Origin of the sequence: Nocardia stercoris (assembly GCF_003696265.1) — a bacterium.
In the GTDB taxonomy this organism is placed as follows: Bacteria; Actinomycetota; Actinomycetes; order Mycobacteriales; family Mycobacteriaceae; genus Nocardia; species Nocardia stercoris.
Genome location: NZ_RFFH01000006.1, coordinates 306,656 through 333,353, shown reverse-complemented (window position 1 = coordinate 333,353; position 26,698 = coordinate 306,656). Strand labels below are relative to the sequence as shown.

Annotated in this window: 30 protein-coding genes; 28 read left to right on the top strand and 2 right to left on the bottom strand. The window is 67.1% G+C overall.

Annotation, left to right across the window (positions count from 1 at the left end):
• Position 1: 1 nt before the first annotated feature.
• From rplX to EBN03_RS17100, 4 genes are all read left to right on the top strand, one after another.
• On the top strand, positions 2-316 hold the full coding sequence (gene rplX / locus EBN03_RS17115; protein ID WP_122189021.1) for a 50S ribosomal protein L24: 315 nt from the start codon (positions 2-4) through the stop codon (positions 314-316).
• 2 nt (positions 317-318) lie between these two features.
• Positions 319-882: a 50S ribosomal protein L5 gene (gene rplE / locus EBN03_RS17110; protein WP_122189020.1), complete on the top strand. Its 564-nt coding sequence runs from the start codon at positions 319-321 to the stop codon at positions 880-882.
• 4 nt (positions 883-886) lie between these two features.
• Positions 887-1,072, top strand: a complete 186-nt coding sequence (locus tag EBN03_RS17105; RefSeq protein WP_029923637.1) for a type Z 30S ribosomal protein S14 — start codon at positions 887-889, stop codon at positions 1,070-1,072.
• 199 nt (positions 1,073-1,271) lie between these two features.
• A complete protein-coding gene (locus EBN03_RS17100) occupies positions 1,272-2,072 on the top strand; it encodes a nuclear transport factor 2 family protein (protein ID WP_122189019.1) in 801 nt (266 codons plus the stop codon).
• Positions 2,073-2,212: 140 nt separating this feature from the next.
• Here the strand turns inward: EBN03_RS17100 and EBN03_RS17095 are convergent, their stop codons facing one another.
• Positions 2,213-2,572, bottom strand: coding sequence for a hypothetical protein (locus tag EBN03_RS17095; protein WP_122189018.1), 360 nt, complete (start codon positions 2,570-2,572; stop codon positions 2,213-2,215).
• Positions 2,573-3,044: 472 nt separating this feature from the next.
• Here EBN03_RS17095 and EBN03_RS17090 point away from each other — a divergent pair, with 472 nt between their 5' ends.
• The 14 genes from EBN03_RS17090 to EBN03_RS17025 all read left to right on the top strand — a co-directional run bounded on the left by EBN03_RS17090 (position 3,045) and on the right by EBN03_RS17025 (position 13,588).
• Positions 3,045-4,100 carry an LpqN/LpqT family lipoprotein gene (locus EBN03_RS17090; protein WP_122189017.1) on the top strand — a complete coding sequence of 352 codons (1,056 nt, stop codon included), beginning with the start codon at positions 3,045-3,047 and terminating at the stop codon, positions 4,098-4,100.
• A 165-nt stretch (positions 4,101-4,265) separates the two neighbouring features.
• The gene (rpsH, locus tag EBN03_RS17085; protein ID WP_122189016.1) at positions 4,266-4,664 is read left to right on the top strand and encodes a 30S ribosomal protein S8; all 399 of its coding nucleotides are present in this window, start codon (positions 4,266-4,268) and stop codon (positions 4,662-4,664) included.
• Positions 4,665-4,678: 14 nt separating this feature from the next.
• Positions 4,679-5,218: a 50S ribosomal protein L6 gene (gene rplF / locus EBN03_RS17080; protein WP_122189015.1), complete on the top strand. Its 540-nt coding sequence runs from the start codon at positions 4,679-4,681 to the stop codon at positions 5,216-5,218.
• A 3-nt stretch (positions 5,219-5,221) separates the two neighbouring features.
• Complete coding sequence (gene rplR / locus EBN03_RS17075; RefSeq protein ID WP_122189014.1) at positions 5,222-5,638, top strand: 50S ribosomal protein L18; 417 nt, start codon at positions 5,222-5,224, stop codon at positions 5,636-5,638.
• Positions 5,639-5,675: 37 nt separating this feature from the next.
• Positions 5,676-6,323, top strand: coding sequence for a 30S ribosomal protein S5 (gene rpsE, locus EBN03_RS17070; RefSeq protein ID WP_122189013.1), 648 nt, complete (start codon positions 5,676-5,678; stop codon positions 6,321-6,323).
• 1 nt (position 6,324) lies between these two features.
• Entirely contained in the window at positions 6,325-6,510 is a 186-nt protein-coding gene (rpmD, locus tag EBN03_RS17065) for a 50S ribosomal protein L30 (protein WP_199742816.1), read from the top strand.
• The gene (gene rplO / locus EBN03_RS17060) at positions 6,507-6,956 is read left to right on the top strand and encodes a 50S ribosomal protein L15 (RefSeq protein WP_122189011.1); all 450 of its coding nucleotides are present in this window, start codon (positions 6,507-6,509) and stop codon (positions 6,954-6,956) included. The genes rpmD and rplO overlap by 4 nt, the downstream gene beginning before the upstream one ends.
• A 143-nt stretch (positions 6,957-7,099) precedes the next feature.
• Positions 7,100-8,422 (top strand): preprotein translocase subunit SecY, encoded by a 1,323-nt coding sequence (secY, locus tag EBN03_RS17055; protein WP_122189010.1) that lies wholly within the window; start codon positions 7,100-7,102, stop codon positions 8,420-8,422.
• Positions 8,419-8,964: an adenylate kinase gene (locus EBN03_RS17050; protein ID WP_122189009.1), complete on the top strand. Its 546-nt coding sequence runs from the start codon at positions 8,419-8,421 to the stop codon at positions 8,962-8,964. Before secY ends, EBN03_RS17050 begins: the two co-directional genes overlap by 4 nt.
• 3 nt (positions 8,965-8,967) lie before the next feature.
• On the top strand, positions 8,968-9,768 hold the full coding sequence (gene map, locus EBN03_RS17045) for a type I methionyl aminopeptidase (RefSeq protein ID WP_122189008.1): 801 nt from the start codon (positions 8,968-8,970) through the stop codon (positions 9,766-9,768).
• Positions 9,769-9,945: 177 nt separating this feature from the next.
• Positions 9,946-10,767: an alpha/beta hydrolase family protein gene (locus EBN03_RS17040; protein WP_199742814.1), complete on the top strand. Its 822-nt coding sequence runs from the start codon at positions 9,946-9,948 to the stop codon at positions 10,765-10,767.
• Between the two features lie 130 nt (positions 10,768-10,897).
• Positions 10,898-11,581: a cytidylyltransferase domain-containing protein gene (locus EBN03_RS17035; RefSeq protein ID WP_158675654.1), complete on the top strand. Its 684-nt coding sequence runs from the start codon at positions 10,898-10,900 to the stop codon at positions 11,579-11,581.
• A complete protein-coding gene (locus EBN03_RS17030; protein ID WP_122189005.1) occupies positions 11,568-12,770 on the top strand; it encodes a M20 family metallopeptidase in 1,203 nt (400 codons plus the stop codon). The genes EBN03_RS17035 and EBN03_RS17030 overlap by 14 nt, the downstream gene beginning before the upstream one ends.
• Positions 12,771-12,823: 53 nt before the next feature.
• Positions 12,824-13,588 (top strand): helix-turn-helix domain-containing protein, encoded by a 765-nt coding sequence (locus tag EBN03_RS17025; protein WP_147471618.1) that lies wholly within the window; start codon positions 12,824-12,826, stop codon positions 13,586-13,588.
• Positions 13,589-13,624: 36 nt separating this feature from the next.
• On the opposite strand, the gene EBN03_RS17020 is transcribed toward EBN03_RS17025, so the two are convergent.
• Complete coding sequence (locus EBN03_RS17020; RefSeq protein ID WP_122189003.1) at positions 13,625-14,572, bottom strand: LysR family transcriptional regulator; 948 nt, start codon at positions 14,570-14,572, stop codon at positions 13,625-13,627.
• 73 nt (positions 14,573-14,645) lie between these two features.
• On the opposite strand from EBN03_RS17020, the gene dapA reads away from it, so the two are divergent.
• The 10 genes from dapA (at position 14,646) to EBN03_RS16970 (ending at position 26,697) form a co-directional block, all read left to right on the top strand.
• On the top strand, positions 14,646-15,554 hold the full coding sequence (gene dapA, locus EBN03_RS17015) for a 4-hydroxy-tetrahydrodipicolinate synthase (protein WP_122189002.1): 909 nt from the start codon (positions 14,646-14,648) through the stop codon (positions 15,552-15,554).
• 37 nt (positions 15,555-15,591) lie between these two features.
• Positions 15,592-16,974: a phenylacetate--CoA ligase family protein gene (locus EBN03_RS17010; RefSeq protein WP_147471617.1), complete on the top strand. Its 1,383-nt coding sequence runs from the start codon at positions 15,592-15,594 to the stop codon at positions 16,972-16,974.
• A gap of 1 nt (position 16,975) precedes the next feature.
• Positions 16,976-18,025 (top strand): SDR family oxidoreductase, encoded by a 1,050-nt coding sequence (locus EBN03_RS17005; protein WP_122189000.1) that lies wholly within the window; start codon positions 16,976-16,978, stop codon positions 18,023-18,025.
• 55 nt (positions 18,026-18,080) lie between these two features.
• Positions 18,081-19,676, top strand: a complete 1,596-nt coding sequence (locus EBN03_RS17000; protein WP_122188999.1) for a thiamine pyrophosphate-dependent enzyme — start codon at positions 18,081-18,083, stop codon at positions 19,674-19,676.
• Positions 19,677-19,712: 36 nt separating this feature from the next.
• Positions 19,713-20,885: a pyridoxal phosphate-dependent aminotransferase gene (locus EBN03_RS16995; protein WP_122188998.1), complete on the top strand. Its 1,173-nt coding sequence runs from the start codon at positions 19,713-19,715 to the stop codon at positions 20,883-20,885.
• A gap of 34 nt (positions 20,886-20,919) precedes the next feature.
• Positions 20,920-22,158 carry an O-succinylhomoserine sulfhydrylase gene (locus EBN03_RS16990; RefSeq protein ID WP_199742812.1) on the top strand — a complete coding sequence of 413 codons (1,239 nt, stop codon included), beginning with the start codon at positions 20,920-20,922 and terminating at the stop codon, positions 22,156-22,158.
• Positions 22,159-22,216: 58 nt separating this feature from the next.
• Entirely contained in the window at positions 22,217-23,407 is a 1,191-nt protein-coding gene (locus EBN03_RS16985; RefSeq protein ID WP_407671164.1) for an NAD(P)-dependent malic enzyme, read from the top strand.
• A 627-nt stretch (positions 23,408-24,034) separates the two neighbouring features.
• Positions 24,035-24,973, top strand: a complete 939-nt coding sequence (locus EBN03_RS16980; RefSeq protein WP_122188996.1) for a TauD/TfdA dioxygenase family protein — start codon at positions 24,035-24,037, stop codon at positions 24,971-24,973.
• A complete protein-coding gene (locus tag EBN03_RS16975; protein WP_122188995.1) occupies positions 24,960-25,832 on the top strand; it encodes a pyrroline-5-carboxylate reductase family protein in 873 nt (290 codons plus the stop codon). The genes EBN03_RS16980 and EBN03_RS16975 overlap by 14 nt, the downstream gene beginning before the upstream one ends.
• Complete coding sequence (locus EBN03_RS16970) at positions 25,825-26,697, top strand: methyltransferase (RefSeq protein ID WP_147471616.1); 873 nt, start codon at positions 25,825-25,827, stop codon at positions 26,695-26,697. Before EBN03_RS16975 ends, EBN03_RS16970 begins: the two co-directional genes overlap by 8 nt.
• Position 26,698: the final 1 nt, after the last annotated feature.

Here is a 26,698-nt window from a genome sequence, read left to right as displayed (position 1 = left end):
CATGAAGGTGCACAAGGGCGACACGGTCATCGTCATCTCGGGTCCGGACAAGGGCGCCAAGGGCAAGGTCATCCAGGCCTTCCCGAAGGACGGCCGGGTTCTGGTCGAGGGCGTGAACCGCATCAAGAAGCACGTCGCGAACTCCGCGAACCAGCGTGGCGCCAGCTCCGGCGGCATCGTCACGCAGGAGGCGCCCATCGACGCGTCCAACGTCATGGTTGTCGACTCCGACGGCAAGCCGACCCGCGTGGGCTACCGCACCGACGAGAACGGCAAGCGGGTCCGCATCTCCCGTCGCAACGGGAAGGACATCTGAGCATGACTACTTCCGAGAAGGTTCAGCCCCGCCTGAAGGCGCGCTACCGCGCCGAGATCAAGGACGCGCTGAACAGCGAATTCAACTACGCCAACGTGATGCAGATCCCCGGCATCGTGAAGGTCGTCGTGAACATGGGTGTCGGTGACGCCGCCCGTGACGCCAAGCTGATCAACGGCGCCGTCGCCGACCTCACCCTGATCACCGGCCAGAAGCCGGAGATCCGGAAGGCGACCAAGTCCATCGCGCAGTTCAAGCTGCGTGAGGGCATGCCGATCGGTGCCAAGGTCACCCTGCGTGGCGACCGTATGTGGGAGTTCGTGGACCGCCTGGTTTCCATCGCCCTGCCGCGTATCCGTGACTTCCGTGGTCTGTCGCCGAAGCAGTTCGACGGCCACGGCAACTACACCTTCGGTCTCTCGGAGCAGTCGATGTTCCACGAGATCGACGTGGACAAGATCGACCGTCCGCGCGGTATGGACATCACCGTCGTGACCACGGCGACCAACGACGAAGAGGGCCGCGCCCTGCTGCGTCACCTCGGCTTCCCGTTCAAGGAGAACTGAGCACATGGCTAAGAAGGCTCTGATCAACAAGGCCAACGCGAAGCCGAAGTTCGCGGTTCGCGCCTACACCCGCTGCCAGCGCTGCGGCCGGCCGCACGCGGTCTACCGCAAGTTCGGCCTGTGCCGCGTGTGCCTGCGCGAGATGGCGCACCGGGGCGAGCTGCCCGGCGTGCACAAGTCCTCCTGGTAATCCGGTAGGTCTTTCAGCCTGAGAAGCCCTGGTCACAGCATTCGCTGTGCCCAGGGCTTTCGGCGTTGGAGTCGGCCGATGCCGGCGCGGCAACCCGGCTATCGGCGGGCGCTGATCGAATGGGGTCGTGCCGGTCACGGGAAACTGAAACCGGTTCTATTATTGTCGGGTAGCTGTATCCGACTCGAAGGGCCACGCCATGCCGCTGGACTCCACCGCTGCCGCGCTTCTGGAAGCTGTCCAGGCCTCACCTCGTGCGGTGGCCGCGCATGATCGTGCCGCGTGGGTCGGGCTGTTCCACGACGGTGCGGAGGTATCGGACCCCGTGGGGGCGCGGGCCCATATCGGGCGCGATGCGATCGAACGGTTCTACGACACGTTCATCGCGCCGAACACCATCGAGTTCACCGTCGAACACGACATCGTCAGCGCCCCGGTTGTGGTGCGGGACTTGACGATTCGGACAACGATGTCGACCGGCGCCGCAGTGGTGGTACCCATGCACCTGCGCTACGACCTGGTCGAGGTGGACGGGACGCACCGGATCGAGCGGCTCGCCGCGCACTGGGAACTCGGCCCGATGATCCTGAAGCTCATGGGAACCGGCGTCCGTGGTCTGGGCGCCGGGACCAAACTCGGTGGCCTGCTGATAAAGAACCAGGGCCTCAGCGGCACAGCAGGCATGATGCGCGGTCTCTCCGGTGTAGGCAAGCGCGGAAAAGCCGCAGTGGAAGAGCTTTTCACTGCGGTCGCCGCCGCTGACCTGGACCGCGTGATCCGCCTCGCCACCCGCGGCGCCGCCCTCGAACTCGCCGGAACCCGCGTCACTGCAGAAGAATTCACGAACCGTGCCCGAACCCTCCAGTGGAACAAGCTGATCGCCGCTGGCCATGTCGTCTCGGCCAGCATCGAACTCGATGGCCGACCCGGCGTAGCTTTCATCGAATTCGCTACCGGCACAACCCAAATCACCTCGATCCAGGTCTTCGTCCAGTCCTGAGCGAGACTTCGTGTCCGCCGGCCACGGCACCAGCGGCACCCGCGAACACGAGAACAAAGATCACCGCCCGGACCGCAGTGAGCGCCGGGCCCGGGCGGGCTTTTGCGCGGATCCCGTTCCACCCGGTCGTTATCCGGTACTCAGAGCGTGACGATCAGGATCATCGCGACGAACCCGAGGATGATCAACGCGGAGTAGGCGAAGCCCAGTGACTGCCCGAGAAAGATGCGGGTGTCGGCGCTGCGGGACGGCTCGGAGCGGACCCGCAGGTAGCGCACCTCGAGGAACGGTGCACTGATGGCGAGGGCGAGAGCGAGCAGTGCGAACAGCAATGCCCCGGCGCCCTGGCCCACTTGCCCCCACCGCCCGGTGATCGACTCCCATTCGGCCGCAGCCAGTCCCGCGAACGCCAGCACCCCGATGAACCGCCCCCACGCGGTCCGGGCCCCGAGGGCCCAGAAGGCCATCGGCAGGCCGGCGAAGGCGAGGGCGAAGATCATCGCCCGACTGTAGCCACAGCCTTCGCCGATCGCGCCGGATTCGTCACCGTTGCGCCGGTAGCCGCATCGCCACCCGCCGCTGTCGTTTCCGGGCGGGAGTCGGGGTCGCTGTCCGCGTGTGTGCCCTCACCGTATTCGTCTGTGCCCCAGGCCGTGCCGCGGCATTTGCCCGCTCCCGAGCCCTCGGTTGGGCCCGGGCCCGGACGGTGCGTTGTTCGCCTCCCGTGGCGCCGACCGGGCCGTCCACCGGTGGCGGATCGTTCGCACTCGAGCAAGCTGATCGGTTCCGGTCCCGGCCGGCGCGGGCTGTGGAAAAGTAGTGCCGGAGAAATGTGCGAGATATTTGCTGAACAGCTTTTCGACATGCTGTTCCGCGGGTATCTCAGTGCGGGGGCCACGTAATTCTCTGCAATTGTCCGATTTTCGGGACATCGGGTGTTTGTGCTGATTCAACGAGAGGAACGGGACTGTTGTGACAATTACGCAATGGGTAGCTCCGGAAACTCGGACGATCGCCGACTTTCTCGCGGGCGAGGGGGTGTCCAGCAGCCCGGTCCGGCCGGAGGTCGACGACGTTCCGGTGGTCACCGTGCCGGTGCCGCGGGAATGGCGAGAAGTTTCCGAGGTCGTGTTCCCGGCCGCCTACGAGGTGTGGGCGGCCGATCCGGAGCCGCACGGGGTGAAGTGGGCCGACAATGCGGTCGTCGTGGTCGGACGGTTGTCGCGGCCGGTCGTTCCCACGGAACTACTCAAATACGCCTATGCTGATTCGCGCAATATGCCGGAATGGCACGAAACCTGGACCGGCACCTGGAGCTGCTGTGGATTTCCGTCCGCCGATATCGCCGGCACCTATGTGGCCGATGGCCGGCGACTGCTCGCGCACACCCGCTACGTGGTGGTGGACAACGGCGGCCACCAGTACCTGGTCCAGTTGACCGTCACCGTGCGAATCGGCAACGCGCCCACCAGCGTTCAGGCTGCCGCCATCGCCGCGGGCCTGACCATCGAGGCCACGGCCGCACCGGAACTGCCCACGCCGGCCCCGGCCGCAGTGTCCGACTCCGTCTCCGCGGTACTGGGTTCCGCCGACGCCTCCGACCCCGCAGCCGGCGAGCAGGTCGGCATCCTGATCGAACACCCCACCGCATTCCTGCCCGTGCTGCGCCCGGACACCATGCCGTCCCTTCAACGCCGCCCGGTCCGCCGACCCGAGATGCTCGCGCCGGTCCGCCGTCCGGACGCGTACCTGGCGTCTGCCGAGCCCGGCTGCGCCGGCCCGATCCAGGTCGAGCTGGACGACAATGGAGTGCTGCGGTCCCTGGTCATCGACGACCACGCGTACGCCCGCGGTCCGGCCGCCCTGGCCGCCGCGATCGTCGAGGCCTGCCGGGCCGCAGCCACGGCAAACCGGCCCGCCGAGGCGGTCGGCGGGGCGTGGGGCGGCGCTCGCGGTGAGCGCCGCGACGGTGTGGCCGTCCCCACGGGAACCCGATTTGGCCCTGACCTGCGGGCTCGCCTACACTGAACCGGTTGCTCGGGCAGCGCCATGTCCGCATGCGTGTCGCGCGAGCAGCAGCGTTTCCTCCGGCCGAGAACACTCCGGCCGGACCGACCCCCGTTGTCGTAGGCCCACGGCTGCCCTGAGGCGGCGCTGCATGGGAACCGCGACGAGGAAGGTAACGGTCAATCCATGACCATGACTGATCCGATCGCAGACTTTCTGACACGTCTGCGTAACGCCAACTCGGCGTACCACGACCAGGTCAAGTCGCCCCACTCGAAGATCAAGGCGAACATCGCCGAGATCCTCAAGCGCGAGGGCTACATCGCCGACTTCCGCACCGAAGATGCGACCGTCGGCAAGACCCTGGTCGTCGACCTGAAGTACGGCCCCAGCCGGGAGCGTTCGCTCGCCGGTATCCGCCGTGTCTCCAAGCCCGGTCTGCGTGTGTACGCGAAGTCCACCAACCTGCCCAAGGTGCTGGGTGGCCTCGGCGTGGCGATCATCTCCACGTCCCAGGGCCTGCTCACCGACCGTCAGGCCAAGATGCAAGGTGTAGGTGGGGAAGTCCTCGCCTACATCTGGTAACCGGAGGTAGGAACATGTCGCGTATCGGTAAGAAGCCGATCACCGTTCCCGCCGGCGTCGAGGTGACCATCGACGGCCAGAACGTGACGGTCAAGGGTTCCAAGGGCACCCTGACCCACGTTGTCGCCGAGCCGATCACCGTCGTCAAGGCCGAGAACGGCGAACTCGAGGTGCAGCGTCCCAACGACGAGCGCCAGAACCGCAGCCTGCACGGCCTGAGCCGCACCCTGATCGCCAACATGATCGAGGGTGTCACCAAGGGCTACGAGAAGAAGATGGAGATCTTCGGCGTCGGTTACCGTGTGCAGCAGAAGGGCTCGGACCTCGAGTTCGCCCTCGGCTACAGCCACCCGGTCCCCGTTGCCGCCCCCGAAGGCATCACCTTCGCGGTGGAGGCCCCGACCAAGTTCTCTGTCTCGGGCATCGACAAGCAGAAGGTCGGCCAGATCGCCGCGGTGATCCACGGCCTGCGTAAGCCCGACCCGTACAAGGGCAAGGGCATCCGCTACGCCGGCGAGGTCGTTCGCCGCAAGGTCGGAAAGACGGGTAAGTAAGCCATGGCGAAAGACATTCGTACCGAAGCTCAGAAGGCCGCGCGTAAGCCGATCGGCAAGGACGCGTCGACCCGTCGCCGGATCGCCAAGGCGAACCGCCACTTCCGTCTGCGCAAGAAGGTCGTCGGCACCACCGAGACCCCGCGTCTGATCGTGTTCCGCTCCGCGCGGCACATCCACGTTCAGCTCGTGGACGACTCGGTCGGCAAGACCCTCGCCTCCGCCTCGACCATCGAGGCCGACGTGCGGGCCGTCGAGGGCGACAAGACCGCCAAGGGCGTCAAGGTCGGCGAGCTGATCGCCGCCCGCGCGAAGGCCGCCGGTGTGGAGGCCGTGGTGTTCGACCGCGGTGGCCACACCTACCACGGCCGGATCGCCGCCATGGCGGATGCTGCTCGCGAAGGTGGGTTGAAGTTCTGATGACCAACAACATGCGTATGAACGAAGGGAACGTCTGATGCCGGGACGTCAGCGGCGTGACGGCGGAAACGGACCCGCCGGACAGAATGGAAACGCCACCGGTGCCGAAGGCGGCCGGGGCGAGCGTCGCGGTCGTCGCGACGACCGTCGCGACCAGCAGTCGCAGGCCGAGAAGAACCAGCTCGAGCGCGTAGTCGCGATCAACCGTGTCTCCAAGGTCGTGAAGGGTGGTCGTCGCTTCAGCTTCACCGCCCTCGTGATCGTCGGTGACGGCAACGGTCTGGTCGGCGTCGGCTACGGCAAGGCCAAGGAAGTTCCCGCGGCCATCCAGAAGGGTGTCGAGGAGGCTCGCAAGAGCTTCTTCCGCGTCCCGATGATCGGCTCCACCATCACCCACCCGGTGCAGGGTGAGGCGGCTGCCGGTGTGGTCATGCTGCGTCCGGCTTCGCCCGGTACCGGTGTGATCGCCGGTGGTGCGGCGCGTGCCGTGCTGGAGTGCGCCGGTATCCACGACATCCTGGCCAAGTCGCTCGGTAGCGACAACGCCATCAACGTCGTGCACGCGACCGTGGCCGCGCTCAAGCAGCTGCAGCGTCCCGAAGAGGTTGCCGCTCGCCGCGGTCTGCCGATCGAGGACGTCGCTCCTGCGGGCATGCTGCGTGCGCGCGCGGGACAGGGAGTCTGACATGGCAGAACTGAAGGTTACGCAGGTCAAGTCTTCGATCGGCGCCAAGAAGAATCAGCGGGACTCGCTGCGGACCCTGGGTCTGCGGGGCATCCGCAAGAGTGTCGTCCGCCCGGACAACGCTCAGAACCGCGGGCTGATCAACGTTGTGCGCCACCTCGTTTCCGTTGAGGAGGTAGACGCATGAGCGGCGTCATCAAGCTCCACCACCTGAAGCCCGCTCCGGGGTCCAAGAAGGACAAGATCCGGGTCGGTCGTGGTGAGGGTTCCAAGGGTAAGACCGCTGGTCGCGGTACGAAGGGTACGAAGGCGCGTAAGAACGTGCCCGTGCGCTTCGAGGGTGGCCAGATGCCGATCCACATGCGCCTGCCGAAGCTGAAGGGGTTCAAGAACCCGTTCCGCACGGAGTACCAGGTCGTGAACGTGGCCGACATCGCGCGGGTCTTCCCGGAGGGTGGCACCATCGGCAAGGCCGAGCTGGTCGCTGCCGGCCTCGTTCGCAAGAACGAGCTGGTGAAGGTCCTCGGTGACGGCGAAATCGGTGTGGCCGTTACGGTCTCCGCCGACAAGTTCACCGGTTCCGCCAAGGAGAAGATCGCCGCTGCCGGTGGCACCGCCACTGAGCTGGGCTGATACCTTTCACCATCGCAGTGAGCGCCGGACGGGTCGACGGCCCGTCCGGCGTCGCTGTTACAGTGCACAGTGATGTCTGCCAGGTCATTCCGCGACGGGGTGACCGACGTCGCCCGCCCCCATGTCGTTAGCCAGGAGGATCCTTGCTTTCCGCCTTCGTGTCGGCTTTCCGGACCCCGGACTTACGGCGGAAGATTCTCTTCACGCTGGGCCTGATCGCGCTGTATCGAGTCGGTGCTTCGCTGCCTTCGCCCGGCGTCAACTACGGTGCTATCCGGAAATGTATCGACATCGTCAACGGCGGTGACTCGGCCGGTATCTACCAGCTGATCAACATGTTCTCCGGTGGTGCACTGCTGCAGCTGTCGGTCTTCGCGATCGGCATCATGCCCTACATCACGGCGAGCATCATCATCCAGCTGCTGACCGTGGTCATTCCGCGCTTCGAGGAGCTGCGGAAAGAAGGCCAGTCCGGCCAGAACAAGATGACCCAGTACACCCGGTACCTGTCGATCGCGCTCGCGGTCCTGCAGGCCACCGGTCTGGTGGCGATGGCCTCGCGCGGCCAGCTGCTGCGCGGCTGTCCGACACCGATCCTGGCCGACTCCAGCATCTTCGGGATGATCATCATCGTGCTGGTCATGACTTCGGGTGCGGCCCTGGTCATGTGGTTCGGTGAGCAGATCACCGAGCGTGGTGTCGGTAACGGCATGTCGCTGTTGATCTTCGCGGGTATCGCGTCCCGGCTGCCGAGCCAGGGCAAGCAGATCCTCGACAGCCGCGGTGGCCTGATCTTCGGTCTGGTGATGTTCGCGGTGTTCGTGCTGCTGGTCGCCGTGATCTTCGTGGAGCAGGGCCAGCGGCGCATCCCGATCATCTACGCCAAGCGGGTGGTCGGCCGGCGGATGTACGGCAGCCCCTCCACCTACCTACCGTTGAAGGTGAACCAGGCCGGTGTCATCCCGGTCATCTTCGCCTCCTCTTTGCTCTACCTGCCCAACCTGGTGGCCCAGCTGACCCAGAAGACCTCGGGGAAGCCGGCCTGGTGGCAGGAACAAGTTCAGAAATACCTGGTGAACCCGGGTAACCCGGTGTATGTCGCGATCTACTTCGCGCTCATCGTCTTCTTCACGTACTTCTACGTCGCCATCACCTTCAACCCGGAGGAACGCGCCGAGGAGATGAAGATGTTCGGTGGTCATCTCGAGGGCCGCCGGCCCGGTAAGCCGACCGCCGACTATCTGAACTACGTGCTGAGCCGCATCACCCTGCCCGGCTCGATCTACCTCGGTGCCGTGGCCGTATTGCCGAACCTGCTGCTGCACATCGGCGCAGCGGGCGGCGGGGCCACGAACTTGCCGTTCGGTGGCACCTCGGTGCTGATCATCGTGAGTGTCGGTCTGGATACGGTCAAGCAGATCGAGAGCCAGCTTATGAACAGAAATTACGAAGGGTTCCTCAAGTGAGACTTGTACTGCTAGGACCACCGGGTGCCGGCAAGGGCACGCAGGGTGACCTGCTCGCCGACCGTCTGGGTATCCCGAAGATCTCCACCGGTGATCTGTTCCGCGCGAACATCGCCGCGGAGACCCCCCTCGGGCTCGAGGCGAAGCAGTACATGGACGCGGGCAACCTGGTACCCAGCGATGTGACCAACCGGATGGTGGAGTCGCGGATCGCGGAGCCGGACGCCGCGAAGGGCTTCATCCTCGACGGTTTCCCGCGCACGGTCGACCAGGCCGAGGCGCTGGAGAAGATGCTCGACGAGCACGAGCAGCCGCTGAACGCGGTGGTGAGCCTGGAGGTCCCCGAGGACCTGGTGGTCGAGCGCATGCTCGCCCGCGGCCGGGAGGACGACACCGAGGACGTTATCCGCAACCGGATGCGGGTGTACCGGGCCGAGACCGAGCCGCTGCTGGTGCACTACGACGGCCTGATCGTCACCGTCGACGGTGTCGGCGAGGTCGAGTCGGTCAACAACCGGATCGTCGCGGCGCTGGGCCACTGACGGATGGTCTTCGGCCGTAAGCAGAAGAAGGTGGTGCCGTTCCGCACCTCCGGTGAGCTCGACGCGATGGCCGCCGCGGGTGCGGTGGTAGGCCGGGCCCTGGTCGCCGTGCGTGCGGCGGCCAAGCCGGGCGTTTCGACTCTGGAGTTGAACGAGGTTGCCGAACAGGTGATCCGGGAGGCGGGCGCGATCCCGTCGTTCCTGGGTTACCACGGGTTCCCGGCCTCGATCTGTTCGTCGGTGAACGACCGGATCGTGCACGGGATCCCGACGGCGGCCGAGGTGCTGGCCGAAGGCGACCTGGTGTCGATCGACTGTGGTGCGATCCTGGACGGGTGGCACGGCGATTCGGCCTGGACCTTCGGGATCGGGACGATCAGTGAGGCGGACGAGCAGCTCAGCGAGGCCACCCGGCTGTCGATGGAGTCCGGTATCGAGGCGATGGTGCCCGGTAACCGGTTGAGCGACGTGTCGCATGCCATCGAGCTGGGCACCCGCGCCGCCGAGAAGCTGCACGGTCGGGCCTACGGCATCGTCGACGGCTACGGCGGTCACTGCATCGGCCGCGAGATGCACATGGACCCGTTCCTGCCCAACGAGGGCGCGCCCGGGAAGGGCCCGCAGCTCGTGGTCGGTTCGGTGCTGGCGATCGAGCCGATGCTGACGCTGGGGACGACGGATTCCAAGACCCTGTCCGATGATTGGACGGTCGTGACCACCGACGGCAGCCGGGCCGCGCACTGGGAGCACACCGTGGCCGTCACCCAGGACGGTCCGCGGATCCTCACTCAGAGACCGGAGTAGCTCCGCCGCAACAGTTTCGCTTTTCGCCCCCTGCGCCGTCCCGGTGCCGGGGGCGATTTGCGTTGTCGGCGAGCGCATACGACCGGCCGGATTGCCCGTGTCGCAGCGAGATTCGTGGGATGACCTGCGCGTTTTCGCGTGCTATCCGGTGCAAATCCTTGTGACCGAGTAGATTTCGTGACCGTGCAACTACTCGTCGATCGCGGCACCGACCGTTTGTCGGTCCAGTACTACGACCGCCCGGAAGCCGGCGACCTGCTGGTGATCGTGCCCGCGATGGGGGTGCCGGCCCGGTACTACGGGCGATTCGCGGAGGCGCTGTGCGACGCGGGACGGGCCGTCGCGGTGGCCGACCTGCGGGGCACCGGCGCGAGCACGCCGCCCGCGGGGCGCGAATCCGGTTACGGCTACGCCGATCTGGCCGATGATCTCGGCGCGGTCCTGGAGACGGTGGCGGAACACCGGACCGGCCGCCGGACCTTCCTGCTCGGCCATTCGCTCGGCGGTCAGATCTGCCTGATGCACCTGGCTCGGTCGGGCCGCGACGATGTCGACGGGCTGGTGCTCGTCGCCTCCGGGATGCCGCACTGGCGGGCCTACGGGTCGCAGGGCTGGCAGGCGCATCTGCTGCGCACGATGGTTCAGGCCGGCAGCGGGATCCTGGGTTATTGGCCCGGTTGGGGTTTCGGCGGGCGGCAGTCCGCCGGTGTGATGCGCGACTGGGCGCACACCAGCTGGACCGGCGAGTTCCCGCCCGCCCTCGAGGTCACCGGAAGATTGGCCGACATCACGCTGCCGACCCTCGTCCTCACCGTGGACGGTGATACCTTCACTCCACCCGCCGTCGTCGAGAAGCTCACCAGCACACTCACTTCGGCTTCTATCCGGCGCGAGCACCTCACCACGGAGGCCGCCGGCGCACCGCTCGACCATCTCCGGTGGGCCAAGGCGGCCGAGCCGGTCACGAAGATCGTCCTGGACTGGGCCGCCACGGTCTGAGTTCCGAATCATGCAGCGCCGCAAGCGGTTGCGGCTCAATGTCGGGCCGCGGCTACCGGTCGCGGCGCCATCGACCGTCACGGGCCGGACGGTGCGCCGAGCCCCTGGCCCCTCGGGAAAAGAGGATCACATGAAGTACGTCGTCCCCGCCAAGCGCTCGTCGAATCGGGTGCCCGACAAGAACTTCCGCCCCTTCGCGAACGGCCTCTCGCTGCTCGACATCCTGGTCACCAAGCTGACCGCGATCGCCGACGACCCCAGCGACGTGTACCTGTCCTCGGAGGAGGAGTCGACCCGGGAGGTGGCCGACAAGTACGGTGCGTCGTTCCTGTCGCGCGAGCGCCACCTCACCGAGAACACCTACCCGTTCCAGTCGGTGGTCAACCAGGTGTGCGCCCAGCTGCCCGGCGACGACGACGTGATGTGGTGTCACGCAACGGATCCGCTGTTCGACGACCACGCCGCCGTCGTGAAGGCCTGGGAGTCCCGGGATCCGGCGGCGGGGGCGGACTCGATCGTGACCGTCTACCCGATCCGCGACTACCTGCTCGACCCGAACTTCAATCCGATGGGCTTCGGATTCGGGCGCTGGCACAAGCCGTCGCAGCAGCTGCCGACCTACTACATGCTCGGCTTCACCTGCTCGATCATGACCCGGGAGGTGGCCACGACGATCGGTCTGGTGGGTGCGCGCCCGATGTGGCACGAGGCCACCAACATGACCGTCGACATCGACACCCAGGCGGAGTTCGATTTCGCCGGCAAGCTCTACGAACTGACGATGGCCGAGCGGGAAAGCAATGCCGGAGCCTAGTTCCACCCGAGTCTGGCTCGACGGCCGCACGCTCGCCGAAGCAGTCGCCGCGCTGGTCCGCATCCCCAGCGTGAATACGCTGCAGGCCGGGCCTCGCGGCGACGCGCACGGCCCGGCCGGTGAGCAGGCGATCGCGACCGTGCTGGCCGATCGGTTTCGGGCCTGCGGCGCCGATTCGGTCGTGCTGGACGAGGTGCGTCCGGGCCGGCCCAACGTCTACGCCCGGTTCCCGGGGCGCACCGACCGTCTGGTCGTGATCGACGTACATACCGACACCGTCACTGTCGAGAACATGACCGATCCGCCGTTCGACGGCCGCGTCGAGGACGGATTCGTCTGGGGCCGTGGCGCTCTGGACACCAAGGCCACGATGGGGGTGTTGCTCGCTCTGCTCGGCGTGTGGCACCGCGACGGCCTGCGGCCGGAGCCCACCCTGCTCGTGGCCGGGACGGTGAGCGAGGAGGCCGGCGGCCTGCTCGGTGCCACCCGGTTCCGGGAGTGGATCGCGGAGCAGGAATTGTGGATCGACCAGATGCTGGTCGCCGAGCCCACGGAGTTCCGTCCGGTGCACGGGCTCAAGGGTTTGGTGCTGGTCGAAGTGACCGCACGGGGTGTATCGTCGCATTCGGCGCGCCCCGATCTGGGAGTGAACGCGATCGAGGCGATGGCGCCCGTGATCGCGGCTTTCACGGCGGAGCAGGAGCGGCTCCGAACCCTGGTCGCCACAACGGAACTCGGGAACGGAACGGTGTCGGTCACGGAGATATCCGGTGGTTCCGGCTCCAACGTGATCCCGGACCGGTGCACCATCACGGTGGGTCGCCGTCTCGTTCCCGGTGAGGAACCCGCCGAGATCGTGGCCCAGCTGACGGAGATCGCCCGGGCGGCCTGCCCGGTGCCCTGCGAGGTCGTCCCGTTGCTGAAGGCGCCGGACGGCAAGCCCGGGCCGACCGCCTTCTACCAATCCCCGGACAGCGAATTCGTCCAGTTCCTGGCCCGGGCCTGCGGCACCGAACCGACGGTGGCGCCGTTCGGCACCAACGCGCTGCGGTATTCGGGCGCGGCCGAGGAGATCGTCGTCTTCGGACCCGGCTCGATCGAGCAGGCGCATCTGGCCACCGAGCGGATCGCGATCTCGGACCTGGTGCAGCTGGCCGAAGTGCTGCAAGCCTGGCTGGCACCCGAATGAACGACAGGGCGTCCGCCGATCCACCGGGCGCCGGCACGAACAGAGAGGCCGCCATGGCAACCACCACCGCCGCGGACATCGTCGAGCGCATCGTCGAACCGATCCAGCTGTACACACGCAGCTGGATGCTGGCGAAATCGACCGACGGCTACGGCGTGGACCTGGGCTTCGGCTCCGGGGCTCAGTTCTGGGTGGTCGGCCGGGCCGGCGTGCTCGGTAGCTGCCCGGTCGAAGTCGCCACTGCCGCAATCGCATTCGAGCCGCTGTACAAGGTGCGCGAGGCGTGGCTCGGGGTGCCGGACGGGCTGACGCACTACGACGTCGCGCTGCGCTACCGGGACGTCCTCACCGCCTGGGGCGATCGGGTCCTCGCCGGCCGGGACCCCGGCCTGCTGGAAACGGTCGACGTGCTGGGCCGCCGGATCGTCGACGCCGCACCCGGTGCGATCGGCCTCATCTTCGCGGGCTGGCGGCAACTCGACGTTCCCGAGTCGCTGCCCGCCCGGGCCGCCCTGACCGTGCACCTGCTGCGCGAACTCCGCGGCGCCGCGCACATCGCCGCCATCACCGCCTGTGGGCTCACCCCGTTGGACGCGGTCCTGGCCGCGACGCACGCGCCGCCGCGCACCGGACCCGGCTATGCCGAGCGCATGGGCTGGAAGGGTCCGTTCCGGGACCCGGCGGAGGTGCGGGAACAACGGGTCGAGGCCGAACGGCTGACCGGCGCGATCATCGAGCCCTATTTCGCCGGGCTGAGCGTCGAGGAATTGGAACGTTTCGGCACCGCGATCGAGATCGTCTGCGCGGTCGAGGACTGACCGGCTACCCCGAGCCGGCTGACGCGTCGGCGACATTCACGCGCCGGACGGCGCCTCCGTACCGCCTTCGCATCTGGCCGCCGCTGTCTCGGTCCGCCCACTCAGTTCCGACAGCAGTGCCTGCAGCGCCGGGCTCGCGTCCGCACTGCGCCGCCACGCGGCGTGCACCTCGCGCTTGGGCTGCCGGCGCAGCTGCCGGCAGATCAGGCCCTCACCCAGCGGCGGCCGGGCCAGGCGGGGAATCAGGGCGATGACCTCGCCGGAGGCGACCAGCGAGAGCTGAGTGGAGAAGTCGTCGATCAGGTGCCGGACGTCGGGCTCCTCGGGGACGTCGGCGACCAGCCGGCGGAACCACTGGTGGCACACCGTGCCGTGTGGACTCGTCACCCAGGCGTGCCCGGCCAGGTCGGGCCCGGTCAGCGGGCTGTCGCCGGCCGCGAGCGGGTGGGTGCGGTGCATGACCACATCGCCCACGTCGGTGTGCAGCAGCCGCTGGGTGAGCGACGACGGCAGCGGCGTGGGCAGTTCGTCCGCGTCGTGGACCACCGCGAGATCGGCGGTTCCCGCGTCGACACTGTGCAGCGCCTGGTCCGGGTCCTGTTCGACGATCCGTACGTGCACGTCCGGGTGGCGCGTCATGAGCCCGGCGACGGCCGGTGCCAGCAGTCCCCGGATGGCGGTGGAGAACGCCACGACCCGCAGCGTGCCGCGTGGGGTTCCGTGGGATACCGATTGGGCTGCCGCGACACACCGTTCGAGCGCCTGGAAGACCTCCGGCGCCGCGTCGACGATCACCTGGCCGGCCGGGGTCAGCACCACCTTGCGTCCGGCGGGCGCGAGCACCGCCAGCCCGAGCTGCTTCTCCAGTCGCTTGATCTGTTGCGAGACAGCGGAAGCCGTGTACCCGAGCTCTTCGGCGGCCTGTGCCACCGTGCCCAGCGCCGCCACGGAACGCAGTGCTCGCAAGGCCCCCACATCAATCATGAAGGCAGGCTACGTGATACCGGCAAGAAACGGTTGCTGGACCGCGCAGGAGGCCGGCGGCAGGATCGAGGCCATGACCGAGCCACAGCAATCCGCTGACCTCCTCTTCGGTTCCAACCTCGTCGCAATGGTGTCGCCGATGAATCCCGACGGTTCGCTCAGCGAGCCGGGGATGGACAGTCTGGTTGACCACCTGCTGGCCACCGGCTGCGACGGTCTCGTGGTCAACGGCACGACCGGTGAGTCGCCCACCCTGAGCGACGCCGAGTCGGCCGGGCTGGTGCGGGCCGTGGCGAGCCGCGCCGCCGGCCGCGCCAAAGTGGTCGCCGGGGTCGGCACCTACGACACGAAGGCCACCATCGGCCGGGCCCGCGATGCCGAGGCCGCCGGCGCGGATGCGTTGCTGTTGGTATGCCCTTACTACTCCAAGCCGACTCAGGCCGGGGTGATCGCGCACTGCCTGGCCGTGGCCGACGCCACCGCACTGCCCGTGATGCTCTACGACGTGCCGGCCCGCACCGGCATGGCCATGTCGGAAGCCACGATCGTCGAGCTCGCCGCGCACCCGAGGATCGTCGCGGTCAAGGACGCCAAGGGCGATCTGTTCGAGGCGCAGTCGGTCATGGACCGCACCGCTCTCGCCTACTACTGCGGTATCGACGAGCTGAACCTGCCGTACCTGGCGGCCGGTGCCACCGGCCTGCTGAGCGTGGTCGGCAATGTCGCGGCCGCCCGCAACGCCGAACTGATCGCGGCCGTCCGCAACGGCGAGCTCGGGGTGGCCCGGGCCGTCCAGCGGTCGCTGCTCCCGCTGACCGACGCCATGATGCGAGCCGCGGGCGGCGCGATCATGGCGAAGGCCGCGCTCGCGGAACTCAGGGTCATCCCGAACGCGACGGTCCGGATGCCGCTGGTCGAGCTGACGCCGGAGGAACTCCGGCCGCTGGTGGACGCGCTCGCGACTGTCGCCGTGCCCAGCTGAAAACTTCCGTATTCCCTGCTAGAGAGAGTCCTGGTAAGTGGCTATTGCCCCATGGGTCGACTTCATGACGCGCTGGAACGACGGGCAGGTGACGCCGGAGGAGCTCGTCGAGTGGCAGACGTCCGCGCTGCGGACTGTGCTCGGGCACGTCTACGAGAAGTCGCCGTTCTACGGCCGGCGGCTGTCCGGTGTCGACCTCGACATCGAGCAGCTGTCGGATCTCGCGCGGATTCCGTTCACGACCAAGGACGATCTGCGCACGGAACTGCACGATGTGTTGTCGGGCAGTATCGGCGAGGCCGCGTTCTACTTCGAGACCACCGGCACCACCGGCCGGCCCACCCCATGCCCGCGGGCGCCGATCGACTTCGAGCTCAACTGGCTGCCGTTCGCGCACGCCCTCGAGCGGGTCGTCGAGAAGCACTTCCCGCCCGGCGGTGAGCGGCCGGTGCTGGCGGTGATCGCGCCGAACGACGTGCACTCGGCCTGTCTGAGCCTGTCGTTCGCGGCGCAGCGTGCGGGGATCACCAAGCTGGACCTGTTCCCGGTCTCGCCGACGCTCGGTTTCGCCCGGTTCTTCGAGGTGCTGGCCGAATTGAAGGTCAATATCCTCTACTGCTCGCCCGGACTGTTGATGGCGCTGGCCGAGATGAGTGCGGCGTACGGCATCGAGGTGCCCGACGACCTGCACGTGAAGGTGCTGCTCACCACCGGTGAGATGTGTACCGACAACATGCGTGACCTCCTCGCCGAGACCTGGCAGTGCGCGGCCTACAACTTCAATTACGGCTCCCAGGAGGCGGGTACGCCCGCACTGGCGTGGCCCGACGGGTCGCAGGTGGTCCTCGAGCCCACCTATCTGCTGGAGGTGCTCGACCTGGAGACCGAGCAGACGCTCGGCTTCGAGGGGTACGGCGAGTTGTGCCTGACCAATCTGGTGCCGGGCCTCAAGCCGCTGATCCGGTATCGGACCGGTGATCTGGTCGACATCCGAACCGACGCCGTGGGCCACCGGGTGATCAAGGTGCTCGGCCGGGTGAAGGACATGACCGAGATCGGTGGTATCAAGCGCGGTGCCGCCGAGATCGACAACGCCATTCTGGCCGACCCGAAACTGGTGTACGGCTACGAGATCGACATTCACGCCACCGACGGTGTGGACCGGCTCGTGGTGCGGATCAAGGCCAAGGAGGGCGTCGACCACGACCGGATCAAGGCGTTGGTCGCCGACCGGCTGACCGCCGCGTTCGGTGTGGCCGCCGAGGTCCGGATCCACCCGCTGCTCGATCTGAAGAGCACCACCGGGGGCTGGGTGAGCTGGAAGACGGCCCGTATCAAGGATCTTCGAGCGCAGGTGACGGACGACATCGAGGTGCGTTCCGCCGACGATCTGGCTCGCGCAGTCGAGAAAGCGATCTGACATGACGCAACACGTTCTGACCGGCGCGACCGGTTTCGTCGGCAGCCATCTGCTGGCCGAGCTGCTGGCCGGCGACCCGTCCGACCCGGTCTACGCGCTGGCCCGCAGCAATTCCGAGCTGCCCGCCGCCGACCGGGTCGACAAGGCCTTGCAGGTGGCCGGATTCGGCGACCGCGACCGTAGCCGCTTGACGGTGGTGGAGTCCGAGCTCGCCGAGGAACTGTGCGGGGTCGACCCCGCCACCGTCGAGCGCGGTGACGGCCCGCTGATCTTCTGGCATCTGGCCGCCTCGCTGCAGTGGCGAAAGGGCCGCCGCGACCAGGTGTTCGCCACCAACGTCGACGGCACCCGGCACGCGCTGGAACTGGCCCGCAGCATGGGTGCGGACCTGTTCGTGTACATGTCTACCGCGTATACCTGTGGCGCGCTGCACGGTGACATTCCCGAGGAACTGCACCAGCCAGCGGCCTGGAGCAACGTCTACGAGGAAAGCAAGTGCGCCGCCGAGCATCTGGTGGCCGGCTTCGAGGGCCCGCGGACACTGATCCTGCGCCCGTCGGTGATCGTGGGCTCGTCGGTCGACTACAAGCCGAGCGGTAGCTACACCGGGCTCTACGGATTCCTCAGCGAGCTGCGGAAATTCAAGGAGATGCTGGGCGATTCCGATGATTCCGTGCGGTTCACGGCCGACCGGAGCTGTCGCATCTCGTTCATCCCGGTGGACCACATCGTCACCGACTCGCTGTCGATCGTGAATGCCGAACTGGCGGAACCGCAGCGGAGCATCTATCACGTGACGGGACGATCGGAGTCCGCGGTCGGGGAGTTCACCGACTACATGCTGAAGCTGCTCGGGATGCAGGACCGGCTCTACATTATCGACGAGTCCTTCGACGACCCGTCCACGCTGGAGCGGTTCTTCGACAAGCGGATCGAGTTCTTCTCCGACTATTTGCGCAAGGAGAAGCGGTTCGTCCGGACCGTGCCGCCGGAGCGATCGGTGCTCCTCAACGAGCTCACCAAGTACATCGATGCGGAGAACGCGCTCTGAATCGGACCCGGAAAGCCATGACCGACAATCGTTTCCGCTGGACCGATAGGTAGTTGTGAACGTCGCAGAGCATCTCGTCGCCACACTCGTCGACGAAGGCGTCGAGGTCGTCTTCACCGTTCCGGGTGAGCAGCACGACGCGATCTTCCGGGCACTGTCCGGGACCGGGATCCAGGTGGTGCAGACCCGGCACGAGCAGGCCGCGGCGTTCATGGCCTACGGGTACGCGCGGTCCAGCGGCCGAATCGGTGTGTTCCTGGTGATTTCCGGGCCTGGTGTGCTGTATTCGACTGCGGCACTGGCGACTGCGTGGGCGGCCAATGTCCCGGTGCTGTGTATCGCGACCCAGATCTCGATGCCGTATCTCGGTCGCGGCCTGGGTGTTCCGCACGAGATTCCCGAGCAGCTCGGTGTGCTGGAAAGCCTGTCCGGATGGGCGGCGCGGGTCGAGCAGCCCGACCAGGTGACTGCGGTGGTGGGTGAGGCGTTCCACCGCCTCACCGAGTACAGGCCCCGGCCGGTGTCGATCGAGATCCCGGTAGACGTGTTGAACATGCAGGTCACCGCACCCGAGGCATGGGTGGCCCCGTCGGTGGACCGGGCACTGGATCCGGCCGCGATCGAGGCGGCGCGTTCGGTCCTGGCCCAGGCTCGGGCCCCGATGATCTACGTGGGCAGCGGTGCCCGCGCGGCGGCGCCGGAGATCCGGGCCCTGGCCGAACTGCTCGCGGTACCGGTGGCCACCGAGGTCGGCGGCCGCGGGATCCTCGCGGCCGATCACGAGCTGGCGATCAATTTCCCGGTCGCCCACAGGGTCTGGACCGAGGTCGATGTGGTCCTGGCGATCGGCACCCGGTTCCGGAGGCCGCTCTCGGAGTGGGGCGTCGAGGGTCTGCGGATCATCCGGATCGACCTCGACGACGCCGAGATCCGCAAGGCGCCGGTCGAGGTCGCGGTCGTCGGTGACGCCGCGGACGCGGTCCGGGCACTGCTCGACGGCCCGCCGCCGACCGCCGATCACACGGAATGGGTGGCCACCGTGGCCGCGGCCCGGCGCGCGGTCGACGCCGAGATCGACCGGCTCACACCGCAGGTCGACTTCCTGCGCGCCCTGCGTGCGGCCCTGCCGGCCGACGGCTACTTCGTCGACGAACTGACCCAGGTCGGCTACGTCGCCTGGGTGCAGTTTCCGGTGTCGGCGCCCTCGACCTACATCTCGTCCACCAATGTCGGTGCCCTGGGCTTCGGTTTCGCGACCGCCCTCGGTGTCAAGGTGGCCCACCCGGACCGGCCGGTGCTGTCCATCTCGGGTGACGGCGGATTCCTCTACACCGCAGTCGAATTGGCGACGGCGGTGCAACACGGGATCGGGGTGGTCGCCGTCGTGTTCGACGACGGCTCCTATGCCAACGTCGAACGCTCCCAACGTAATTCCATGCCCTCCGCACTCGGCACCGCGCTGCGCAACCCCGACTTCGTCGCCTTCGCCGAGGCGTTCGGCGCCGTCGGTGTCCGCGCACACGACCCCGAGGAACTGCGGACCGAGATCGACAAGGCGTTCGCCCGAACCGGAACACCCACGGTGATCGTGGTTCCGGTGGGGGAGATGCCGACTCCATGGCCGCTGATCCGCCTGCCGCGGGTCCGGTGAGGGTCGAAGTTCCGAACCAGCTAGGAGACAACCGCAATGACATCGGAATCCAAGAACGTGCTGTCCTTCCGGCCGGCGCTGCTGCACACGCGGACCCAGGAGATCGCCTACATCGCGCGCATCTGCCAGGCGAACCCGGACACCCTCGATCTCTGCTTCGGCCAATCCGACCTGCCCACACCGCCGTTCATCGTCGACGCGCTCGAACGGGCCATCGCGGAGGGTAAGACGACCTACGCCTACCGTCGCGGCGTCGAGCCGCTGCGCCGGGCGATCCACGAGTACCACCAGAAGATCAACGGCGTGGACCTGGACATGGAGCGGATCTCCGCGGTGTCCTCGGGCATGAGCGGGATCATGATCTCGCTGCAGTGCCTGGTCGAGCCCGGTGACAATGTCGTCGTGGTGGCGCCGGTGTGGCCGAACATCGTGATCGCCATCGAGGCGATGGGCGCCGAGGTCCGGTTCGTGAACCTGGAGCAGCGCGACGGCGCCTGGGAGCTGGACCTGGCCGCCGTCGAGGCCGCGAGCGACGACCGGACCCGCGCCATCTTCGTGACCTCACCGAGCAACCCGACCGGCTGGGTGATGCCGTCGCAGCAGCAGCGCGAGGTGCTCGACCTGGCCCGCCGCCTCGGCACCTGGGTGATCGCGGACGAGGTCTACAGCCGGATCGTCTACGACGGCGCGACCGCGGCGGCCTCGTTCCTGGAGGTCGCCACCGACGAGGACCCGCTGTTCGTGATCCAGAGTTTCTCCAAGGCCTGGTCGATGACCGGCTGGCGTCTGGGCTGGGTGGTGCACCCGACCGCCCTGGCCATCCAGGTCGGCAACCTCAGCGCCATCAACAGCACCGGCTCGGCCACCTTCGTGCAGCATGCCGGCGTCACCGCGATCCGCGACGGCGAGCCGTTCGTCAAGCAGATGCAGGACCACTCCGCGCGTGGCCGGCGCATCGTGGCGGAGGCCTTCGCGGGTCACGACCGCATCCTGGCGCCGCAGGTCCCGGCGTCGTTCTTCGCCTACTTCCGGATCGACGGCGTCGACAACTCGCTGGCCTTCGCCGAGGACCTGGTCACCCGCGGTGGCGTCGGGATCGCGCCCGGCTCGGCCTTCGGCCCGGGCAACGACGGCTGGTTCCGGATCTGCTTCGCCCAGGAACCCGGCCGCCTGCAGGCCGCCCTCGACCGGCTGATCGCCGCCGTCTGACCGTCGTGAAACACGCTTCGCAGAGGAGGATTTCGTGAGCAGCATGCCGCGCGGTGGCGCGTTTGACAAGCCGCTGCCCGAGGGCGTGGGCCTGTCCACGCTCGGGGTCCGGGGCGGGCTGATGCGGTCCGGTTTCGAGGAGACGTCCGAGGCGCTGTACCTGACCTCGAGTTTCGTGTTCGCCGACGCGGCGTCGGCGGAGGCGGCCCTGGCCGGCGACCTCGACCACTTCGTCTACTCCCGGTTCCGCAATCCGACGGTGTCGATGTTCGAGGAACGGATCCGGCTGATCGAAGGGGCCGAGGCCTGTTTCGCCACGTCGAGCGGAATGAGTGCGGTGTTCACCGCGCTCGGCGCGCTGCTCGGTGCCGGTGACCGCCTGGTCGCCGCGCGTGGGCTGTTCGGTTCGTGTTTCGTGGTGTGCAACGAGATCCTGCCGCGCTGGGGCGTGGAGACGGTATTCGTCGACGGTGAGGACCTCGACCAGTGGGAGGCCGCGTTGAGCGAGCCGACCACGGCCGTGTTCTTCGAGACCCCGGCGAATCCGATGCAGTCGATCGTGGATGTGGCTCGGGTCTCGGAGCTGGCCCACGCCGCCGGCGCGACCGTGGTTCTGGACAACGTGCTCGCCTCGCCGGTGTTGCAGCGCAGCCTGGACCTGGGCGCGGATGTGGTGGTCTACTCAGGCACCAAGCACATCGACGGACAGGGCCGGGTGCTGGGCGGGGTGATCCTGGGTTCGCAGGAGTACATCGAGGGCCCGGTGCAGAAGCTGATGCGCAACACCGGTCCCGGGCTGAGTCCGTTCAACGCCTGGGTGATGGTGAAGGGCCTCGAGACCATGCCGATGCGGGTACGGCATTGCAGCGCTTCGGCATTGCGGATCGCGGAGTTCCTGGAACAGCATCCGGCGGTGCGCTGGGTGCGCTACCCGTATCTGCCCTCGCACCCGCAGTACGAGCTGGCCAAGCGGCAGATGAGTGCGGGCGGCACGGTGGTCACTTTCGAACTCGTCGCCGACGACGAGGCGATGGCGAAGAAGCGGGCGTTCGCGCTGCTGGACGCGCTGCGGGTGATCGACATCTCGAACAATCTCGGTGACACGAAGTCCCTGATCACTCACCCCGCCACCACAACTCACCGGTCCATGGGTCCCGAGGGACGTGCCGCCGCCGGGATCACCGACGGCGTGGTGCGCATCTCGGTCGGGCTGGAGGACGTCGAAGACCTCCTCAGTGACCTGGATCAAGCCCTGAGTTCTTGTGGCGCTTGATATTTCACCAAACCTCCGCGGTTTCCCCGACCGCTGATCAGATCAAGGAGCGAATTACGTGACTTCCGTGACCGAGACCCCCGAGGGTACTGTCGCCGCCATCACCGACGAGGAGATCATGGACAGCCACGTCGGCGGCAAGCTGACGGTCGAGCTGTCCACCCGGGTCGAGACACAGCGTGACCTGTCGATCGCGTACTCGCCCGGTGTCGCCCAGGTCAGCCGGGCCATCGCCAAGGACGCGTCGCTGTCGAAGACCCACACCTGGGCCGAGCGGCTGGTCGTGGTCGCCAGCGACGGCACCTCGGTGCTGGGTCTGGGCGACATCGGCGCCCTGGCCTCGCTGCCGGTGATGGAGGGCAAGGCCGCGCTGTTCAAGAAGTTCGCGGGCCTGAACTCGATTCCGCTGGTGTTCGACACCACCGATGTCGACGAGATCGTGAACATGCTGGTCAAGCTGCGCCCGAGCTACGGCGCGATCAACCTGGAAGACATTGCCGCGCCGCGCTGTTTCGAGATCGAGCAGCGGCTGGTCGAGGCCCTGGACTGCCCGGTCATGCACGACGACCAACACGGCACCGCCATCGTGGTGCTCGCGGGCCTGAAGGGTGCGGTCGCGGTGCAGGGCCGTAACCTCGCGGACCTCAAGGTGGTCGTGTCCGGTGCGGGTGCCGCGGGTGTGGCCTGCGCGAACATCCTGCTCGCGGCCGGCGTCACCGACATCGTCGTGCTCGACTCGAAGGGCATCGTCAGCGCGGACCGCGCCGACCTGAACGACGTGAAGGCCGAGCTGGCCGGCCGTACCAACCCGCGCGGGATCACCGGTGGTCCCGCCGAGGCCCTGGCCGGTGCGGACGTGTTCTTGGGGTTGTCGGCAGGCCTGATCGCCGAGGAGCTCATCGCGTCGATGGCGCCGGAGTGCTTCGTGTTCGCCATGTCGAACCCGGACCCGGAGATCCACCCCGAGGTGGCCGCCAAGTACGCCGCCGTCGTGGCGACGGGCCGCAGCGACTTCCCGAACCAGATCAACAACGTGCTGGCCTTCCCCGGTGTGTTCAAGGGCGCGCTGGATTGCGGTGCCCGCCGGATCACCGAGGGCATGAAGATCGCCGCCGCGGACGCGATCTTCTCGGTGGTGGCCGACGAGCTCGCGACCGACAAGATCGTGCCCAGCCCGCTGGACCCGCGGGTGGCGCCGGCCGTCGCCGCCGCGGTGGCCGCGGCTGCCCGCGCGGAGGGCGTGGCCTGATCGGCGTACTCGGCGCCCGGTTCCCGTACGGGCCCGGGCGCCGCGGTGTATCGAGGGCTTCCCAACTGTGACGGTGTATCGAGGGCTTCCCAACTGTGACGGTGTCTCGAGAGAAGACCGAGTTCCGTTGTGATACAGCGAAATATGGGCTAGTGTCTTTTTGAGGCCACGAGTTTGTTTGAAACCCAATACAACTCGCTGACCGAATGATCGAACAGCTTGTTGCAGTGTTACATGGCGTTGACATTTGCGATCCGGGGGTTGCGTGTCGACGTGGGGTGTGCTGCCGCAGAAATAGGTGCGTGCGACTGAGGATCGGAAAAATACAAGGGCCGATTCGGCCCTGCTGATGCGGGCGCGTTGCGCGGAGTCGCATCGCGGAAAATCATCCCACCTATCGGGGATTTTCGATGAATCATCCTACCTATAAGGGGAGTTCGGCCCCGTAGGGTGACACGCGGGTATCGGGCGTCTCGCTGAGCGCCGGTAAGGAAACTTCCGGTGGTCGGCCATGTTCCTGACTCGATTCTTTCTGCCATCAACGGCGAGTGTTCTTCGGCTCGACCACGTTTGCGGAATCAATGCACCATGACAGCTTCTAATGCCATGCGCTGAGGAGGGAATCACGTGACCATAAGTATCGAACCAATTCATCCGCTGTTTGTCGCCGAGGTTGCGGGGGTCGACCTGACCGACCCGGTGCCCGCCGACGTCTTCGCCGAAATCCACGCGGCATTCGATCGCTACGCCGTTCTGGTGTTCCGGGGTCAGCCGCTGACGGACGAGCAGCAGCTCGCCTTCACCAAGAACTTCGGTCCGGTCGAGACGGCCCCGAACTATGCCGGCGCCGCGCTACGCCTGAGCAACGAGTTCACCGATATCTCCAACCTCGACTACCAGGGAAACCTGCTCGATCCCAAGGACCGCTTGGTCGGTTACAACGCGGGAAACCAGTTGTGGCACACGGACAGTTCGTTCAAGGCACGCCGGGCGAAGTGTTCGCTGCTCTCGGCCCGGGAGATCCCGACGACCGGCGGTGCGACCGAGTACGCGGATATGCGCGCTGCCTACGACGCATTGCCGGCGGAAAAGAAGGCTCAGGTCGCCGAGCTGGTCGCGGAGCACAGTATCGCCCACTCGCGTAGCAAGATCGGGTTCGACGGATTCAACAGCGATATTCCCGGCGCCCTGCCGTCGGTGCCGCAGCGGATGGTCGACTTCTATCCCGACTCCGGGCGCACGAGCCTCTACCTCGCCTCGCACGCCTCGCACATCATCGGCATGCCGCTCGCCGAAGGAAGGGCGCTGCTCGAGGAACTCATCGAGTTCGCGACCCAGGACCGGTTCGTCTACCACCACGACTGGACCGTCGGTGACCTGGTGATCTGGGACAACCGCTGCACCATGCACCGCGGCCGGCCCTACGACCTGACCCAGCGCCGGGTCCTGCACCGCACCACCGTGTCCGACGTGGTCACGGCATTCGAGGAGCGGGCAACCGCGGAACAGAAGGCGTCGGTAGCGCGCCCGGACGTACTGGAGGGCGAGACCCGTGCCGCACACTGACACCACCCGCACCACCGACCCCGAACTACCCGCGCGCATCGTCATGGTCGGCTGCGGCCACATGGGTTTCGCGATCGTCCGGGGACTGCTGGGCAGCGCGCCGGACTGCGCGATCGTCGCCGTCGAGACCAGTCCGCAACGCCGGGAAATGCTGACCGAATTCGGCGGCATCGCCGTGACCGATGAATTGGAGATCGCTCCTGGCGATTTCGTCGTGATCGCCGTGCCGCCACAGGTATTCGGTGATTTCGCGGCGGCACAGCGCCACAAGTTCGCGCCGGAGACGCCGGTGCTCTCTGTGATGGCCGGACTGAACGCCGGCACCATCGCCGAGGCTCTGGGCACCACGCAGGTGGTTCGCTCGATTCCCAATACCCCGTCCGAGGTATTCCAGGGTATGTCGGTGTATTACGCGGGTCCGGCGGTCGCGGAAAACACTGTCGCGCAGTCCGATCTGTTGCTGAAGGCGATCGGCAAGGCGCTGCGCGTCGACTCCGAGGAATTGATCGACGATGCCACCGCGTTCTGCGGTGGCGGCCCGGCCTTCGTCAGCTATATCGTGGACGCCTTCTGTCAGTTCGCCGCCGACCGGGGATTCACCGCGGAAGCCGGCCGGGAAATGGCCGTCCAGGTCTTCGGCGGCACCGCCACCCTGATCGCGCACAGCGACAAGCCGCCGATGCAGCTGTGTCGTGAGGTGATGACTCCGAACGGGACGACCGAACGCGGAATCGCGGCATTCGACGCGGCCGAACTCAAGAACTCCGTCATGACCGCGCTCGCCGCGTCCGCGCAGCGGTCACGGGAGCTCGCTTCCGCCATGAGCTCCGGTGCCGGCGCGGGAGCGGCGGATGAGTGAAAACGTCTGCGCCGGAGATTCTTACGACGTCGAATTCAGCGGCGGGCACAAGTTTCGTCTCTACGATCGGCCCGGAACTTTCCGGGTGAGCCGGGCCGGGCTCGCCCTCGGTGACCATCTGGTCGGCCATCTGCGGGAACACGAACTAGGCGGCCGCATTCTGGATGCCGGCACCGGAAGTGGTGTGATCGCACTCCTGCTCCGGTCGATGGGAGCGACCTCGATCGCGGCCACCGATATCTGTGCGGCGGCGGTAGCCACGGCGCGGCAGAACGAATCGGAGAACTTCGGTGATTCGATCGTCGACTTCACGCATTGCGATCTGTTTCCGGGAGAGGAAACCGATTCCGCTCCTTACGATCTCATCGTGTTCAACCCGCCGGGATGGCGGGCGCCACCCGGATTGCTCGAGACCGAATTGGGGGAGAAGTTCCGCTCCCTCAACCTGGACGCGATGTTCTACGGCGACCGCGTACTGCTGCGCTTCCTGCAGCTCCTGCCCGAGCACCTGGCCGAGAACGGGCGCGCGATCGTCGGTCTCAACTCGCTGGTCGGGATCGCCGACATCATCCGGCGGGCCCGGGCGGCACATCGGTCGAACAACGGGCCCGCGCTGCACTCCCAGCTGCTGGACCGCTTCGAGTTCCCGCTGATGTTCTACACCGACGAATGGCAGGAGGCGCGGGCCTCGCTGGTCCGCGAATTCGAGCGGGGCCGAGAGGAATACGCGGCCCACTACGTCACCCGGGACGACACCATCCACTGGTTCTACGAGATCACCGAGATGAGCGTCACCCCGTTGCCGGTGCCCGGCGGCCTGCCGCCCCTGGCCGGGGTGGCGGCGCACGAACGGACCGCCGGCTGAC